At 49.5% G+C, this 14,961-nt stretch carries 14 protein-coding genes and 2 tRNA genes; 13 read left to right on the top strand and 3 right to left on the bottom strand.

All coding sequences use genetic code 11. From position 1 onward, the window contains the following. Positions 1-77 precede the first annotated feature (77 nt). From D4L85_RS25955 to bshB1, 9 genes are all read left to right on the top strand, one after another. A complete protein-coding gene (locus D4L85_RS25955) occupies positions 78-509 on the top strand; it encodes a methylglyoxal synthase (protein WP_228450633.1) in 432 nt (143 codons plus the stop codon). 286 nt (positions 510-795) lie between these two features. Further along, positions 796-869 (top strand) — tRNA-Met (locus D4L85_RS25950). Positions 870-1,406: 537 nt separating this feature from the next. Then, a complete protein-coding gene (locus D4L85_RS25945) occupies positions 1,407-1,808 on the top strand; it encodes an START-like domain-containing protein (protein ID WP_073134672.1) in 402 nt (133 codons plus the stop codon). 89 nt (positions 1,809-1,897) lie between these two features. Beyond that, on the top strand, positions 1,898-3,622 hold the full coding sequence (locus tag D4L85_RS25940) for an LptF/LptG family permease (RefSeq protein WP_119757035.1): 1,725 nt from the start codon (positions 1,898-1,900) through the stop codon (positions 3,620-3,622). Positions 3,623-3,717: 95 nt separating this feature from the next. Next, positions 3,718-3,993 (top strand): 30S ribosomal protein S15, encoded by a 276-nt coding sequence (gene rpsO, locus D4L85_RS25935; protein ID WP_073130765.1) that lies wholly within the window; start codon positions 3,718-3,720, stop codon positions 3,991-3,993. 181 nt (positions 3,994-4,174) lie between these two features. Further along, complete coding sequence (pnp, locus tag D4L85_RS25930) at positions 4,175-6,319, top strand: polyribonucleotide nucleotidyltransferase (RefSeq protein WP_119757034.1); 2,145 nt, start codon at positions 4,175-4,177, stop codon at positions 6,317-6,319. Positions 6,320-6,395: 76 nt separating this feature from the next. Next, the gene (locus tag D4L85_RS25925; RefSeq protein WP_073130761.1) at positions 6,396-7,259 is read left to right on the top strand and encodes a sigma-70 family RNA polymerase sigma factor; all 864 of its coding nucleotides are present in this window, start codon (positions 6,396-6,398) and stop codon (positions 7,257-7,259) included. 82 nt (positions 7,260-7,341) lie between these two features. Further along, a complete protein-coding gene (gene trxB, locus D4L85_RS25920) occupies positions 7,342-8,292 on the top strand; it encodes a thioredoxin-disulfide reductase (protein ID WP_119757033.1) in 951 nt (316 codons plus the stop codon). Between the two features lie 44 nt (positions 8,293-8,336). Then, positions 8,337-9,056 carry a bacillithiol biosynthesis deacetylase BshB1 gene (gene bshB1, locus D4L85_RS25915; RefSeq protein WP_119757032.1) on the top strand — a complete coding sequence of 240 codons (720 nt, stop codon included), beginning with the start codon at positions 8,337-8,339 and terminating at the stop codon, positions 9,054-9,056. Here bshB1 and pdxH read toward each other — a convergent pair. Beyond that, positions 9,053-9,694 (bottom strand): pyridoxamine 5'-phosphate oxidase, encoded by a 642-nt coding sequence (pdxH, locus tag D4L85_RS25910; RefSeq protein WP_119757031.1) that lies wholly within the window; start codon positions 9,692-9,694, stop codon positions 9,053-9,055. The two genes, bshB1 and pdxH, sit on opposite strands and share 4 nt — an antisense overlap. A gap of 124 nt (positions 9,695-9,818) precedes the next feature. Between pdxH and D4L85_RS25905 the strand changes: the two genes are divergently transcribed. The 3 genes from D4L85_RS25905 to D4L85_RS25895 all read left to right on the top strand — a co-directional run bounded on the left by D4L85_RS25905 (position 9,819) and on the right by D4L85_RS25895 (position 12,549). Next, entirely contained in the window at positions 9,819-10,394 is a 576-nt protein-coding gene (locus D4L85_RS25905; RefSeq protein ID WP_119757030.1) for a YqgE/AlgH family protein, read from the top strand. Positions 10,395-10,448: 54 nt separating this feature from the next. Further along, on the top strand, positions 10,449-12,302 hold the full coding sequence (locus D4L85_RS25900; RefSeq protein ID WP_160144009.1) for a DUF349 domain-containing protein: 1,854 nt from the start codon (positions 10,449-10,451) through the stop codon (positions 12,300-12,302). A 174-nt stretch (positions 12,303-12,476) separates the two neighbouring features. Further along, positions 12,477-12,549: transfer RNA gene (locus tag D4L85_RS25895), tRNA-Thr, on the top strand. A gap of 116 nt (positions 12,550-12,665) precedes the next feature. Here D4L85_RS25895 and D4L85_RS25890 read toward each other — a convergent pair. After that, entirely contained in the window at positions 12,666-12,875 is a 210-nt protein-coding gene (locus D4L85_RS25890) for a hypothetical protein (protein ID WP_160144008.1), read from the bottom strand. 127 nt (positions 12,876-13,002) lie between these two features. On the opposite strand from D4L85_RS25890, the gene D4L85_RS25885 reads away from it, so the two are divergent. Then, a complete protein-coding gene (locus D4L85_RS25885) occupies positions 13,003-14,259 on the top strand; it encodes a WD40/YVTN/BNR-like repeat-containing protein (protein WP_228450632.1) in 1,257 nt (418 codons plus the stop codon). A gap of 206 nt (positions 14,260-14,465) precedes the next feature. Here D4L85_RS25885 and D4L85_RS25880 read toward each other — a convergent pair whose 3' ends face one another. Further along, positions 14,466-14,957 (bottom strand): YybH family protein, encoded by a 492-nt coding sequence (locus D4L85_RS25880; RefSeq protein ID WP_119757027.1) that lies wholly within the window; start codon positions 14,955-14,957, stop codon positions 14,466-14,468. Positions 14,958-14,961 lie beyond the last annotated feature (4 nt).

The following is a 14,961-nucleotide window of genomic DNA, read 5'->3' as shown; positions in this document are numbered from 1 at the left end:
TAATGACAGGGTGGCAAAAATAGAATAAGGTTTAGAACCTGCAATACCGTATTTTTAGAATGAAGTTTAAATTAGATATGAGTACAAAAACCGTCGCCCTCATCGCGCATGATAACCGGAAGCGAGAACTCGTCGAGTGGGCGGAATTGAACAAAGCAAGCATGCAAAAGTGCAAGGTGTTTGCCACAGGCACAACAGGAAAATTATTAAAATCAGACGTCGGCCTCGAAGTCACTTCACTCCAAAGCGGGCCGCTCGGCGGCGACCAACAGATCGGCGCCCTCATCGCCGAAGGCCGCATCGACATGTTAATCTTTTTTTGGGATCCCCTCGAGCCATTGCCTCACGATCAGGACATTAAAGCCCTGCTCCGGCTCGCCGTGGTCTGGAACATCCCCGTCGCCTGCAACCGCGCCACTGCCGACTTCCTGTTCGCATCACCCTTGCTCTTCAGCGACTACGAACGAACCCGCCCCGATTTCACCGCCTACCAAAACCGGAAGCTCTGAAATAATAGAATTTCGCATCTTAGTTGGGAAAATTCAATACAACTTGTAAGTTTGCGCTCCCAAATTTTTTGGGAATCGAGACATAGCGCGGTAACTCAGTTGGTTAGAGCGCAGGATCCATATCCGTCTAGGCGGACGGGGGTTCAAAAATGTAAATCGACAATAGATGGCGCGGTAGCTCAGTTGGTTAGAGCACAGGATTCATATCCGCCTAGGCGGACGGGGGTTCAGACAGAGATTTAAGGACATGTTAGGTATAAGTCGGTAGTGAATTTGAAAACAAAATGGCGCGGTAGCTCAGTTGGTTAGAGCACAGGATTCATAACCCTGAGGTCGGGGGTTCAAATCTCCCCCGCGCTACAAAAGAAGAGCTCGCAGAAATGGCGGGCTTTTTTTATGATTACCTGGGAGCACAGGATTCATATCCGCCTAGGCGGACGGGGGTTCAAATCTCCCCCGCGCTACAAAAGAAGAGCTCGCAGAAATGACGGGCTTTTTTTATGACATTACCTGTTAGAGCACAGGACTCATATCCGCCTAGGCGGACAGGGGTTCAAATCTCCCCCGCGCTACAAAAGAAGAGCTCGCAGAAATGGCGGGCTTTTTTTATGACATTACCTGGGAGCACAGGATTCATATCCGCCTAGCCGGACGGGGTTCAAATCTCCCCCGCGCTACAAGCAAGGAGCTTGCAGAAATGCAAGCGCTTTACTTTTCCGGGCGACGGGGCTCACCTCCCCACAAGAAAAACGCCAACTCTTTTTATACCCCTTCAGATCCCTCACCACAGGTCATTTGCGTCAATAGTTCCTTATTTGGGTCAAAATCATGTTTGCCATACTAAATAAATTGGCCTAAATTCAATCGCACGAAAGAATTACAATGGCGACCCTCAGCATGTCCAATAAAAAGTTGTTCACGGCGGATTACGAAATCCACGCCTCGATCAAGATGCTGTATCCCTACATTCAAACGGCAAGCGGTCTGTCAGAATGGTTTGCCGATGACGTGACCATCAACAACGAAGACAAATCTTTTACCTTCTTCTGGGACAACGAAGCACACAAAGCCAAGCTCGCTGCCTTTCGTACCAACCACTTCGCCCGCTTCGAATTTCTCCCCGAAAACAAAGACGATGAGAAAGATCCTTCCTACTTCGAGTTGCGCCTCGAATTCAACGACCTCACCCAATCCGTCTACATCAAGATCTTCGACTACTCCGACTTCGACGATCAGAAAGAGCTCAACGACCTCTGGCATGGGTTGGTGGAAACCCTCCGGAAAACCGTGGGCGGTTAAAGGAGGGATGTAATTATTTTTGTTTTATAATGATGGGTTAACAGGTTGGCCTTATTTTTGACCTTTGTTTTGCGCGCAAGCCATACCCCATGAAAAAAATAGACAAACTCGTTTTAGATGCCTTCCTGGGACCGTTCCTCATCACTTTCCTCGTTGTCGTTTTTATCCTGCTGAACATCAACATGCTGAAATATTTCGACGACATCATCGGCAAGGGCCTCGACGGCCTCGTGCTGGGACAGTTGTTTTTCTACTTCGCCGTGTTCACCGTGCCCACCGCCATGCCGTTGGCCGTTTTGTTGTCGTCGCTCATTGCCTTTGGAAACCTGGGGGAACATTTCGAGCTGTCGGCCATCAAGAGCGCGGGCATTTCCCTGGTGAGAGCGTTGCGGCCGATCTTTTTCTTTGTGCTCTTGCTCACCGTACTGGCCTTCTATATCAACAACAACCTTGTGCCAAAGGCGGCCTTGGAAGCGTACAGCCTGCTCTATGATATCAAGCAAAAGAAACCGGCCCTCGAGTTGCGCGAAGGCGTGTTCTATCACGGCATCGATAACATCAGCATCAAGGTAAACCACAAGTTCCCCAAAGACGACAAGGCACTTAAAGAAGTGATTGTCTATGATCACCGGAAGAACGACGGCAACAAAGAAGTGATGATCGCCGACAGCGGCCGCATGTACACCATCCTGGGTGAACGCTATTTAAAGTTCGAGCTGTTCAATGGCTATCGCTACACGGAAGGCACCAGCAACGAGCGCGAAATGACGGGCCAACGCAACGCCAATCCCCAGGCCCTGAGCCGCAGCAAGTTTGCCAAATCACAGGTGGTCTTCGACCTGTCATCGTTCGCGTTGCAATCCACCGACAAGAAGTGGTTCCAGGGCAACCGCATCATGCGCAACATGTCGGAGCTGACGTCGGACATCGACTCCATCAATATCGAAGTGCTCAACCAGCAATTGAATTACTACCAAAACAAGCCATCCTTTTTCACCTATTATCACAAGCACGATTCCCTGATCATGCCTCCGGACATACAGGCCTATAAAACGTACCGCGACTCCATCAACCGAATCCCTTACCTGAGCAAGATCAGCCCCGTGGCCACGACGCCTGATAGTGTGAAGAAGACCGGCAGCGATTCGGTGAACGCCGAAAAAGAACGGGAGGAGCGCCTGAAGATCAAGAATGAAAAACGAAGGGCGCTGCTGGCGGCCCGTAAGAAAAAATTCAACGAAAAACCCGCGCCGGCACCGGTACGAACGGTGAAGAAGGTCACTGTAAATTACGACTCGGCTTCCCTGGCCCGTATCGACAGCGTGTTCAACATGCCCATTGGCCGCGACGTCATGCAGGGCGCCACCAACATGGCCCGCCAGGTAAAAAGTCAGATCATGAACTCCAACAGTAGTGTCGACAACTATGAAAAGGACCTGAAAGAATTCAATATCCAGTGGAATAAGATACCGGCGAGCTCGTTTGCCTGCATCGCGATGTTCCTCATTGGGGCGCCTTTGGGGGCCATCATCAAGCGCGGGGGGTTGGGGGTGCCGTTCCTGGTGTCGATCTTCTTCTTTATCGTATTCTATGTTCTGAGCATGCAAGGCGAGAAACTGGCCAAGCAGGGGACGGTGAGCGTCGCCATGGGCGTTTGGCTGTCGGATTTTGTGCTGCTGGCCGTGGGGGCCCTGTTCCTGCGGCAAGCCAGGGCGGATGCCAGGCTGTTTGAGGCTGATTTTTATCTAGTTGCTATCGACAAGATGAAGCGATGGTTTGCCCGCAGACGGCAACTGCGTGCGCAGCAGGCGTAGGGGAGAAGTCGAATATTTCAACAAAATGTTGCAAAATTGGGCCGTTTTGGCTTACCTTTGCCCCCTGAAATAAAGGAAAAAAAACATTTTTTGAAATGTATCTGACTACAGCAATTAAACAAGACCTGTTCGCGAAACACGGCTTTGCGAAGAAAAAAGAAGAAACTGGTTCTGCCGAATCACAGATTGCCCTCTTTACGCATAGAATCAACCACCTCACGGCCCACTTAAAGGAAAACAAAAAAGACTTTTCCACCCAGCAAGGCCTCATGAAACTGGTAGGTAAGCGCAAGAAGCTCCTGAATTACCTCCAAAATACGAACATCGAGAGATACCGCGCAGTGCTGGCAGATCTTGATCTGAGAAAGTAATTACAAGACATTCCCCGAAGGGAACCCAACCAAAGGTTCCCTTTTTGCATTTAAAATAAGTTAAGTCCGTCTTCGGACCACATTGACGCATCCTGAAATAGCCGCGCGAACCCCCTGGCAACAAGGCCGGTCGCAGGGCTGTTTTAGGTGTTGTCGCTGTCAGACGTAAAAAAAACAACACATGAAACCTACTGCAATCACCAAAACCTGCAAGCTGCCCGATGGACGCGAAATAACAATTGAAACCGGTAAACTTGCACGCCAGGCCGACGGTTCGGTCGTGCTCAAAATGGGCAACACCATGTTGCTCGCCACCGTGGTATCCGCTCAAGAAGCCAAAGAAGGCACCGATTTCCTCCCCCTTTCGGTTGATTACCAAGAAAAGTTCGCTTCTACGGGTAAGATCCCCGGCGGCTTCCTGAAACGCGAAAGCAAACTCTCCGACTACGAAGTACTCATCAGCCGCCTGGTTGACCGCTGTATCCGTCCGCTGTTCCCCAGCGACTATCACGCCGACACCCAGGTGATGTTATATCTCCTCTCCGGCGATGAAAATGCATTGCCCGATGCCCTTGCCGCCTTTGCCGCTTCGGCTGCTTTGTCGGTTTCCGATATCCCTTTCCAAGGTCCCATCTCCGAAGTACGGGTGGCCCGCGTGGAAGGCAAATTCGTCGTTAACCCGACCATGGAACAAAAGAAGATCGCCGACATCGATTTGATGGTAGGTGCATCGATCGAGAACATCCTGATGGTGGAAGGCGAAATGAAAGAAGTGAGCGAAGACGATATGCTGGAAGCACTGAAGGTGGCACATGAAGCCATCAAGGATCAGTGCCGTCTCCAGATCGAATTGACCGAAGCCGTAGGCAAGACCGTGAAGCGTACCTACAGCCACGAAGACAGCGACGAGAACCTGCGCCAGGAATTGTGGAAACTCATGTACGACAAGGCCTACGCCGCCGCCCGCAAGCTCATCACCAACAAAAGCGAGCGCTCCGAAGCCTTCTCCAGCATTCTGGACGAATACCTGGACGCCCTTCCCGAAGACACGACCATCAACAAACTGCTCGTAAAGCAATACTATAAAGAGATCCAAAAGAAAGCCGCCCGCGACCTCGTTCTTAACGAAGGCGTTCGCTTGGATGGCCGTAAGACCAAGGAAATCAGAGAGATATGGAGCGAGGTCGACTACTTGCCGTCGCCCCACGGCTCTGCGGTTTTCACCCGTGGTGAAACCCAGTCGCTGACCACCGTGACGCTCGGAACCAAACTGGACGAGCAGATGATCGACGGTGCCATGATCGAAGGCTCCAGCAAGTTCATTTTGCATTACAACTTCCCCGGCTTCTCTACCGGCGAAGTGAAACCCAACCGCGGCCCCGGACGTCGCGAAGTGGGCCACGGCAACCTGGCGTTCCGTGCCCTGAAGCAAGTGCTTCCCCCGGAAGAAAAGAACCCCTATACCATCCGTATTGTTTCCGATATTCTCGAGTCTAACGGCTCGTCTTCGATGGCCACCGTATGTGCAGGCTCACTGGCCCTTATGGACGCCGGTGTTCCCGTAAAGAGCTCCGTATCCGGCATTGCCATGGGTATGATCTCCGATTCTGCTACGGGCAAATACGCCATCCTTTCCGACATCCTCGGTGACGAAGATCACCTGGGCGACATGGACTTCAAAGTGACCGGAACGGAGAAAGGCATCACCGCCTGCCAGATGGACTTGAAAGTAGACGGCTTGACCTATGAGACCATGCGTGAAGCATTGCTCCAGGCGAAAGAAGGCAGACTTCACATCCTCAACGAGATGAAGAAGACCATCAGCCAACCCAGACCGGATTTGAAGCCTCAAACGCCACGTGCCGAAACCGTGATCATCGAGAAAGACATGATCGGCGCCGTAATCGGCCCAGGCGGAAAAGTGGTACAAGACATCCAGAACACCACCGGCGCAACCGTGGTGATCGAAGAAGTTGGCAACAAAGGCGTGGTGAACGTGTTTGCCAGCAACAAAGATGTGATGGAAGCGGCCCTGCGACGCATCAAAGGCATCGTGGCCATTCCCGAAGTAGGCGAAGTATATGATGGTAAAGTGAAGTCCATCATGCCTTTCGGCGCATTCGTTGAGTTTATGCCCGGCAAAGACGGTTTGCTCCACATCTCCGAAATCAAGTGGGAACGCCTCGAAAACATGGATGGCGTGCTGGAAGTAGGGGAAGAAGTGAAAGTAAAACTGATCGAAGTAGACAAAAAAACCGGCAAATACCGTCTCTCTAGAAAAGTCCTGTTGCCCAGACCTCCACGTCCGGAAACTACTCCGGCCTAAATCCGTTAAGAACTGGATTGACAGGAACTATATTTTGACAGTATATTGTTAAACAAACGAATTGTATATTTAGAGAATGAGACAGCTAAAGATCAGTAAACAAATTACCAACCGCGAAAGCCAGTCACTGGATAAGTACCTCCAGGAAATTGGCAAGGTTGACCTGCTTACGCCGGACGAGGAAGTAGAGTTGGCAAAGCGTATCAAGGAGGGAGATCAAATAGCATTAGAGAAACTTACGAAGGCCAACCTCCGCTTTGTGGTGTCGGTGGCAAAACAATACCAAAATCAGGGACTTTCCTTAGGTGATTTGATCAACGAAGGAAACCTGGGTTTGATCAAAGCCGCACAACGTTTCGATGAGACGCGTGGTTTTAAATTTATCTCTTATGCCGTATGGTGGATCCGTCAATCCATCCTTCAGGCGCTGGCCGAACAATCCCGTATTGTTCGCTTGCCTTTGAACCGCGTGGGTTCCCTGAATAAGATCTCCAAAACGTTTTCGGAATTGGAACAGAAGTACGAGCGCGAGCCTTCCCCGGAAGAGCTTGCTGAAGTGCTGGACGTGACAACGGCCGAGGTAGTGGATACCATGAAGATCTCCGGACGCCACGTGTCCATGGATGCTCCGTTCGTGCAAGGAGAAGAAAACAGCCTGCTCGACGTGTTGGAAAACGACAGCGAAGAAACACCGGACTCCGGTCTGATGAACGACTCGCTGCGCCGCGAAGTGCAACGCGCACTGTCGACCCTGACCCAACGCGAAGCCGATGTGATCACTTTATACTTTGGACTGAATGGCGAACACTCGATGACCTTGGAAGAGATCGGAGAGAAGTTCAATTTGACCCGCGAACGCGTTCGTCAGATCAAAGAAAAGGCTATCAGACGGTTACGTCACACCAGCAGAAGCAAAGCTTTAAAGCCTTACCTCGGTTAAGAAAGTACGATTTTAGAATATTGAAGGGTCTCGCATTCCGAGACCTTTTATTTTACCCGGAATTTATAAGACGCTAACAGACATGGCAAAAGAAGAAGTAAAAGTCCTCATCATCGGTTCAGGTCCCGCCGGCTATACCGCCGCCATTTACGCGGCCCGCGCCGGCTTGAAACCCGTATTATACACCGGCGCCCAGCCGGGAGGACAATTGACGATCACCAACGATGTTGAAAATTTCCCCGGCTATCCCGACGGGGTCAACGGCCCGCAGATGATGGTGGATCTCCAGAAACAAGCCGAACGCTTTGGCACCAAGGTGCATTACGGCGTGGTGACGTCAGTGGATTTTTCAGGCTACCCACACAAGGTGGTGGTAGACGAAAAGGATGAGATCATTGCCCATAGCGTGATCATTTCCACGGGCGCAACCGCGAAGTATTTGGGAATTCCTTCCGAAGCAAAATTCAATAACAACGGAGTGTCTGCCTGCGCAGTGTGCGACGGTTATTTTTACAGGGGCAAGGACGTGGCCGTTGTCGGTGCCGGTGATTCGGCTGCCGAAGAAGCGACCTACCTGGCCAACCTCGTGACCAAGGTGCACCTCATTGTGCGCCGCGATGAAATGCGGGCCTCCAAGATCATGCAACAACGCGTGAAGAACACGCCCAACATCGAGATCCATTGGAACTCCGAAACGGAAGAGATCCTGGGGAACGAGACCGGGGTTACGGGCGTGCGTCTCGTAGACAATAAGACCGGCGCCAAGAAGGTGCTGGACATTCAGGGATTCTTCCTGGCCATCGGCCACAAGCCGAACACCGATATTTTCAAGGGTTGGATCGACATGGACGACACCGGCTACATCCAGGTGCAGCCCGGGTCCACCAAGACCAACATCGAAGGCGTGTTTGCCGTAGGCGATGCCGCCGACAAAGTATACCGCCAAGCCATCACGGCCGCCGGCACCGGTTGTATGGGTGCCCTGGATGCCGAGAAGTTCCTGGTGGCCAAGGAAATGGAAGCCGTGCACTAAGCCGGCTCCCACAAAACAGTATCCACCAAATACCGCATCCGAATTTGAAACTCGATATTCTCGTTCTTTCCGCCCACCCCGACGATGCCGAAATCAGTTGCGGGGGCACCATTGCCAAGCACGTGTCGCTGGGATATAAGGTGGGTATTGTTGACTTTACAAAAGGGGAGTTAGGAACGAGGGGCACCCCCCAGACCCGCAAGGAGGAAGCCGCCGAGGCAGCCCGTATCCAGGGTATCGCCGTGCGTGAGAACCTGGGGTTGAAAGACGGCTTTTTTCAAAACGACCCCGATCACCAAATGGCGGTGGTCCGGGCCATCCGCAAGTTCCAGCCCCGCGTGATCCTGGCCAACGCCGTCTACGACCGGCACATCGACCACGGCAAAGGCGCTTCCCTGGCCTATGACGCATCTTTCCTGTCGGGACTGGTCAAAATCACAACCCAGGACGATCACGGCCATGCGCAGGCTCCCTGGCGTCCGGAAGCCTTCTACCATTCCATCCAGAGCCTGTTCATTGAACCCGACTTTATCGTAGATATATCCGGCTTCTGGGAGACAAAGATGGCCGCCCTCCGGGCCTTTAAGACGCAGTTCTACGATCCCAGCAGTACCGAACCGGAGACCTATATTTCCAATCCAACATTTCTGAAAATGATCGAAGCCCGGGCCGTTGAATTTGGTCACGCCATTGGGACCACCCATGGAGAGGGCTATACCGTGCGTCGCTATCCCGGTGTGAATTCGTTGTTCGACCTGCGTTAAGGCGCCAGGCGATGCGCTTTCCAGGTGCCTTCGACCTTGGTGTATTCGATGCGGTCGTGTAGGCGGCTGGGCCGTCCTTGCCAGAATTCGATGAGCAGCGGATCGATTTGAAAGCCACCCCATTGGTGGGGCTTGGGAAGTACTTGTTTTCCTTCGAATTTTTGTTCCATTTGCCGCACGCGTTCCTCCAGGATCTCGCGGTTCTCCAATACCGAGCTTTGGGGTGACGACCATGCCCCGATTTGCGATCCGCGCGGCCGGCTTTGAAAGTAGGCTTCCGCTGTTTTATCGCTCACGCGCGTCGCAGTTCCTTCAATGCGCACCTGGCGTTCCAACTCGGGCCAGAAGAATGTTGCCGCACAAGCAGGGTTATTTTCAAGTTCTTTTCCTTTATCGCTCTGAAAATTGGTGTAGAAAAGAAAGGCTCCATTCTCGATGCCCTTTAGGAGCACGATGCGTGCAGACGGACGATTGTCTGCATTGACGGTGGCCAGGCACATCGCATTCGGTTCCAGCACTTGAGCATGCAACGCTTCTTGAAACCAACTCTCAAATTGCTGAATTGGGTTGGTCGACATGCTGAGGATGTCCAGGGCGGCTTTGGAATATTCTTTTCGTATATCGGCGAGGTGTTGCATAGGACGATTTTGATGCTGCAAGTTTAGGAAGAAATAAAATTTGCACAGGTGCGTACGAAGTATTTTATTCAGGTATTGAAAGACGGACAAATGGGGCCAAAATTCAACAACCTTAACGTGTGGTATGGAGTTTTTTAAATATCGAAACAAGCTGAAGCCGGAAAAAGGAAGGTTGCTGATCTCGGAACCTTTTCTGCCCGACCCGAATTTTGAGCGGACCGTGGTCTTGTTATGCGAACACAACGAAGAAGGGTCGTTTGGTTTTGTCATTAACAAGCCCTCCATTCTCAAGATCGCCGAAGTGATGGAAGAAGCCAGCAACCTCGATGACATCGTCTTCGTGGGTGGTCCCGTGCAACAGGATACACTCCATTTCCTGCACCGAAACACATCTATAACGAATGCTGTTAAGATACAGGATGACATCTATTGGGGTGGCGATTTTCAAAGTTTGATGACACAGTTGAATACATCCGTCATAAAACCGTCGGACATTCGTTTCTATCTCGGATACAGCGGGTGGGGGCAGGGACAACTCGAATCGGAACTGCAGGAAGATTCCTGGATCGTTTGCGACTTCGTGGATGATACGTTGCTGTTCGACACCGATCCAACCGTTATCTGGAAAAAAGCGTTAGACAATATGGGCGGACGTTTCTCCGTATATTCGAACTATCCGGTAGATCCGCGATTGAATTGAGCAATTTTAGTAAATTTACGTAAAGCGTAGTAGCACACCGAACCGACTATGGAAATGGAAAGAGAAAAAACCGAAGAGCAAGAGCAGGGGCATCCCACGGAAGTGGTGACAAACCATGGTCACACCTTACAGTCTGAAATTGATCTTTCCGACCGCGACGAGCATCATGACGAACACCACGAAGATGAAGTCCACGAACATGTGGACTATAGTCACTATACCAAGCAGCAATTTGCCGACCTCATTAAAGACCTGGCCAAAGACGCCAACTTTAAAAAGGTAGACAACATCCTGCGCGAGATCAAACCGCTCTATGACGAGATCCGCGACAAGGAAAGAGCTGAAGCCCTGTTGAAATTTACCGCAGGGGGTGGGACGGAAGAAGACTTCGACTACAAAGGCGACGAGAGTGACAATGTGTTCGACGCCAACTTCAAGTTGATCCGCGACCGGCGCGCTCAATACTTCAAACAACAGGAAGAACAGAAGCTCGACAATCTCCAAAAGAAACAGGAGATCCTCGAAAAGCTCCGCGTGCTTTCCGACTCACAAGATACCTCCGACCAGTTCGACAGCTTCAAGACGTTGCAACGGGAGTGGAAGGCGATCGGCGCCGTGCCCGGACCACAAGCCAAAACGCTTTGGGCCAACTATCACGCGCTGCTGGATCGTTTCTATGACAACCAAAGCATCTACTTCGAGCTGAAAGAACTCGATCGCCGTAAAAACCTCGAGGCCAAGATCGAATTGTGCGTGCGCGCCGAAAAGCTGGCCGACGTCGAGATCATCAAGGATGCCATCCGCGAACTCAACGAATTGCACCATGAGTTTAAACACCTGGGCCCCGTGCCCAAAGAAGATAAGGAAGCCGTGTGGCAACGCTTCAAAGCCGCGTCCGATGCCGTATACGCCAAACGGGATGCCTACCTGCAGAACCTCCAGCAAGAGCTGCAAGTGAACCTGGGAGGCAAAGCTTCGTTGAGTGACGAAGTGCAGCAATTCATCGACTTTAATTCCGACCGCATCAAGGAATGGAATCAAAAAACGAAAGAGATCCTGGAGCTGCAAAAACGCTGGGAGGTCATCGGCGGGCTTCCGCGGGCAAAGGCGAAGGAAGTGAACAAGAAATTCTGGTCGGCCTTCAAGACCTTTTTCAATAACAAAAATGTATTCTTCAAAAAACTGGACGAAGAGCGCGAACAAAATCTGCAGCTCAAGAACGACCTGGTGAAGAAAGCGATCGAGCTGAAAGAAAGCAACGACTGGGAACGCACGTCGAATGAGTTGAAGAACCTTCAGCAAAAATGGAAAGACGTGGGACCCGTCCCCGAGAAATTCCGCGAAAAGGTGTTCAAGGAATTCAAAGATGCCTGCGACCACTTCTTCGAACAACGCCGCACGCAACACGGTAAAGTGGAGAGCGAACAAGCCGAAAACCTGCGTCTCAAAGAAGATGTGTGCTCCGACCTGGAGGCCCATGCTTCAGCCCACACCGGCACGGAAGACATCTTGTTGGAACTGCAAGCCAAGTTCAATTCGATCGGCTTCGTGCCCAAGAAAGACATCAATGCCATCCGCACGCGCTATCATGAAGCGGTGGAGCGTTTCATCAATTCCATCCCCGGCATCACCGAAGACGAGAAAGGAAAGATCACGCTCGAAAATCAACTGAACGAGCTGCGCAGCGACCCCATGGCCGAACGCAAGATCTTCCAAAAAGAACAGGTCATCCGTAAGAAGATCAGCAAAGTGGAAAACGACATCGCGCTCTGGAAAAACAACCTTGAATTCTTCGGCCGCTCCAAAAACGCCGACAAATTCAAGGATGAATTCAACGACAAGATCCGCGAGGCTTCTGACCATCTGAAGCAACTGAAAGAGCAGTTAAAACTCCTCAAAACCGTCTAACGCCTCAAAAGGGCCTTGGAGCCTTTAAAAAACCCGAAAAATGTTGAAGTAATTTGGGACAAGTATTTGCGAAAACGCATTCTTACTCTATTTTTGCACCTCCATTTTGGCTCCTTAGCTCATCCGCCAGCAGGCGGAAACTGATTTGTAATCAGTAGAGAGCAAAAGAAAAAAGCCTCCTTAGCTCAGCAGGTAGAGCAACTGACTTGTAATCAGTAGGTCGTTGGTTCGATTCCGACAGGGGGCTCAGATAATCAGGCAGTTACATCGATGTGACTGCCTTTTTCTTTTGGCTCCGTTCGTGGGTCGCAACAATGGTCAGTTGATAATTTCGCAAACGCAGCGCGCTACCGATTCAAATAATCATGAATACTCATCAGGATGCAGGGCATCTCTTCCTTTGCGTTTGAAAGGAGACCATTTATCACGCTCGTCGAAAAGCTTTGCGAAGTCGGATTTAAGTTTTCTTCGACGCCATTCTGCCTCATCATCTTTGTTATCATCCACTCCATCGATATTAATTTCCTGAGCGAGTCGATTACTAATGTCAAACAACGTTTTATACTTATCCACACTAGTCGTTGTATTAATATGCTCCTGAATCTTTTGCCGGAGCTTGGCCACATCATCAACAAGCCTTGATATAGGGTCCTGTTATTTATAATGTCGCGCTATTCTCTCTAATGGCACATAGGTCTATGTGAACAATCATTACTGGCAAAGATTCAGTATTCAGCATTCACATTTTGCTATCCAAGTAACTTTTACATCTCGTTTACATCTTTTTACAAGCGCTTTACAAAGCCGAGCACAAAGACTTGTAGGTTTGTTGGAAGATAAAAAGATTAAAAAAATGAAAAAAGTATTTGTGTTTACTCCGGCTATCCTCCTGGTATTATTTCTACTAAATTCTTTTGTGCTAAAAGAAAAGGAAGCAAGAAAGAAACCAATAAAAGAGGGCAAGTCATCGGGGATTGGCAACATCATTTTCAAATCTACTGATGGCGGACAAACCTGGCAGGATATTAGCAAAGGGCTGCCTGAAAATTTGCAGAGAGAAGGTGTACGGAGAGATGGGTTCTTTGCAAATGACCGTGGGCTCTATTTACGTGCTGGAAATGGGGTTTATCACAGTGAACCAAATTCCACAACTTCTTTTTGGACAAAAGAGATCTTCCCTGGTAAACAGGCGAACATTGCCCCTGGCAAGAATGGGATATTTGCCTATAATTTCAGGGGCCAATTTTTACAAAAAGTAAACGGAACGAGTAACTGGTCGCCCGTGTACAAGAATTTTCAAGAGCAAGCCGTACGCCTAAACGGAACGATAGATTGGATGTACACGCATTATAAAGAAAAATTTGTACGCACCATTTTCGAAACTGCCGGAGGCACAGTTTTCATCGTTTCCAGCAACAGCCTTTTTAGATCGACGAACAATGGGGAAACCTGGAAGCAAGTGCATGTTGGGGGCTGGGGAATGAAATTGGTAGAGTCAAACGGTGTACTGTTGGCTGCCTCCAAAGAGGGAATATTAAGATCCACCGACGATGGTCAAAACTGGGATCTTGTGATCAATGAAGGGGGTGTTGGCATCGCTGTGGAACGTATTGATGGAGGATTTGCTGCTATAGTAAACAACATAGTAACCCAAACAAACAGCCTACACATTTCAATGGATAATGGAAAAACCTGGAAAGCCATAGGTGAAGATCTTCAGCCTTCCTGGAGTAGTTTATTCATGAAAAAAATAGGGTTACTTCAATCTTCACCGGAGATTTCATCAATCAAACAAATGGGTAAATATTTACTATGTGGTCGCTCAGATGGTATATTCCGGTCATCCGACATGGGCAAAACATGGCAACAACTATTACTTCCTACTACAGAAAATTATGGCTTCAATTTATCTGTTTCGGGCAACGTGATCTATCTCATACCAAATAAAGGATGTTGAAAAACTCCAAACTCAGCAATAATGTGTATTGCTGAGTTTAAAATCATAAAAATGGCTTTGGGACGTTTTTTAAAGGGGTTAGTGGCATTGGTTCGATTCCGACAGGGGGATCAGATAATCAGGCAGTTACATCGAATGCAGCTGCCTTTTTCTTTTTTTCGGTTATGTAATGCGTTAGAAAGGTTCACAGAAGTTGTGCTACCATCTTAACGCTGAGTGTCGATTCCTTTGTTGAATTCCTGAATCCCCGTGTTTTGATCGTATACGAGCTGCCAGCCAGCATCTAAATTTTCAAATATTAAAATCTGGTATGCATGGACTTGAATCAGGATGTTGCCCGATTCATCCTTTTGAATGTATTGATACTGAATGACGGAATAGCCTATGGAATCCGTTACTGATGTTGTCAAAATCGTGTCTTTGCGTTCCCAATTGGATTGAGCAAACCAGTTTTTATGAAAATCCAGAAACGCTTTTTTTCCATCCGTTTTTATTCCGTTAGGGTCGATAGTGCTCACATTTTCGGCAACCGTTGGTTCAAATTTTTCAAGGTCCTTTTCCTCTATCGCTTTGAGGTGTGCATGAAGCACAGAGAGAAATGATGGCGTCTCTTTCATGTTTGAGTTTTGTGGTGTACATGATTCAAAAAATAATAGAACTAAAACTGCCTGCAGAATAGTTTTGATTTTAGACCTCATGTGT

It is taken from the genome of Chryseolinea soli, from assembly GCF_003589925.1.
GTDB lineage: Bacteria > Bacteroidota > Bacteroidia > Cytophagales > Cyclobacteriaceae > Chryseolinea > Chryseolinea soli.
The sequence above is the reverse complement of the archived record's forward strand: the minus strand, read 5'-3'. Positions and strand labels throughout refer to the sequence as shown.

Excerpts from the sequence above, each read along its gene's own strand:
- D4L85_RS25955 (WP_228450633.1), top strand. The coding sequence starts at position 78 with ATGAGTACAAAAACCGTCGCCCTCATCGCGCATGATAACCGGAAGCGA.
- D4L85_RS25945 (WP_073134672.1), top strand. The coding sequence starts at position 1,407 with ATGTCCAATAAAAAGTTGTTCACGGCGGATTACGAAATCCACGCCTCG.
- D4L85_RS25940 (WP_119757035.1), top strand. The coding sequence starts at position 1,898 with ATGAAAAAAATAGACAAACTCGTTTTAGATGCCTTCCTGGGACCGTTC.
- rpsO (WP_073130765.1), top strand. The coding sequence starts at position 3,718 with ATGTATCTGACTACAGCAATTAAACAAGACCTGTTCGCGAAACACGGC.
- pnp (WP_119757034.1), top strand. The coding sequence starts at position 4,175 with ATGAAACCTACTGCAATCACCAAAACCTGCAAGCTGCCCGATGGACGC.
- D4L85_RS25925 (WP_073130761.1), top strand. The coding sequence starts at position 6,396 with ATGAGACAGCTAAAGATCAGTAAACAAATTACCAACCGCGAAAGCCAG.
- trxB (WP_119757033.1), top strand. The coding sequence starts at position 7,342 with ATGGCAAAAGAAGAAGTAAAAGTCCTCATCATCGGTTCAGGTCCCGCC.
- pdxH (WP_119757031.1), bottom strand. The coding sequence starts at position 9,694 with ATGCAACACCTCGCCGATATACGAAAAGAATATTCCAAAGCCGCCCTG.
- D4L85_RS25905 (WP_119757030.1), top strand. The coding sequence starts at position 9,819 with ATGGAGTTTTTTAAATATCGAAACAAGCTGAAGCCGGAAAAAGGAAGG.
- D4L85_RS25900 (WP_160144009.1), top strand. The coding sequence starts at position 10,449 with ATGGAAAGAGAAAAAACCGAAGAGCAAGAGCAGGGGCATCCCACGGAA.
- D4L85_RS25880 (WP_119757027.1), bottom strand. The coding sequence starts at position 14,957 with ATGAGGTCTAAAATCAAAACTATTCTGCAGGCAGTTTTAGTTCTATTA.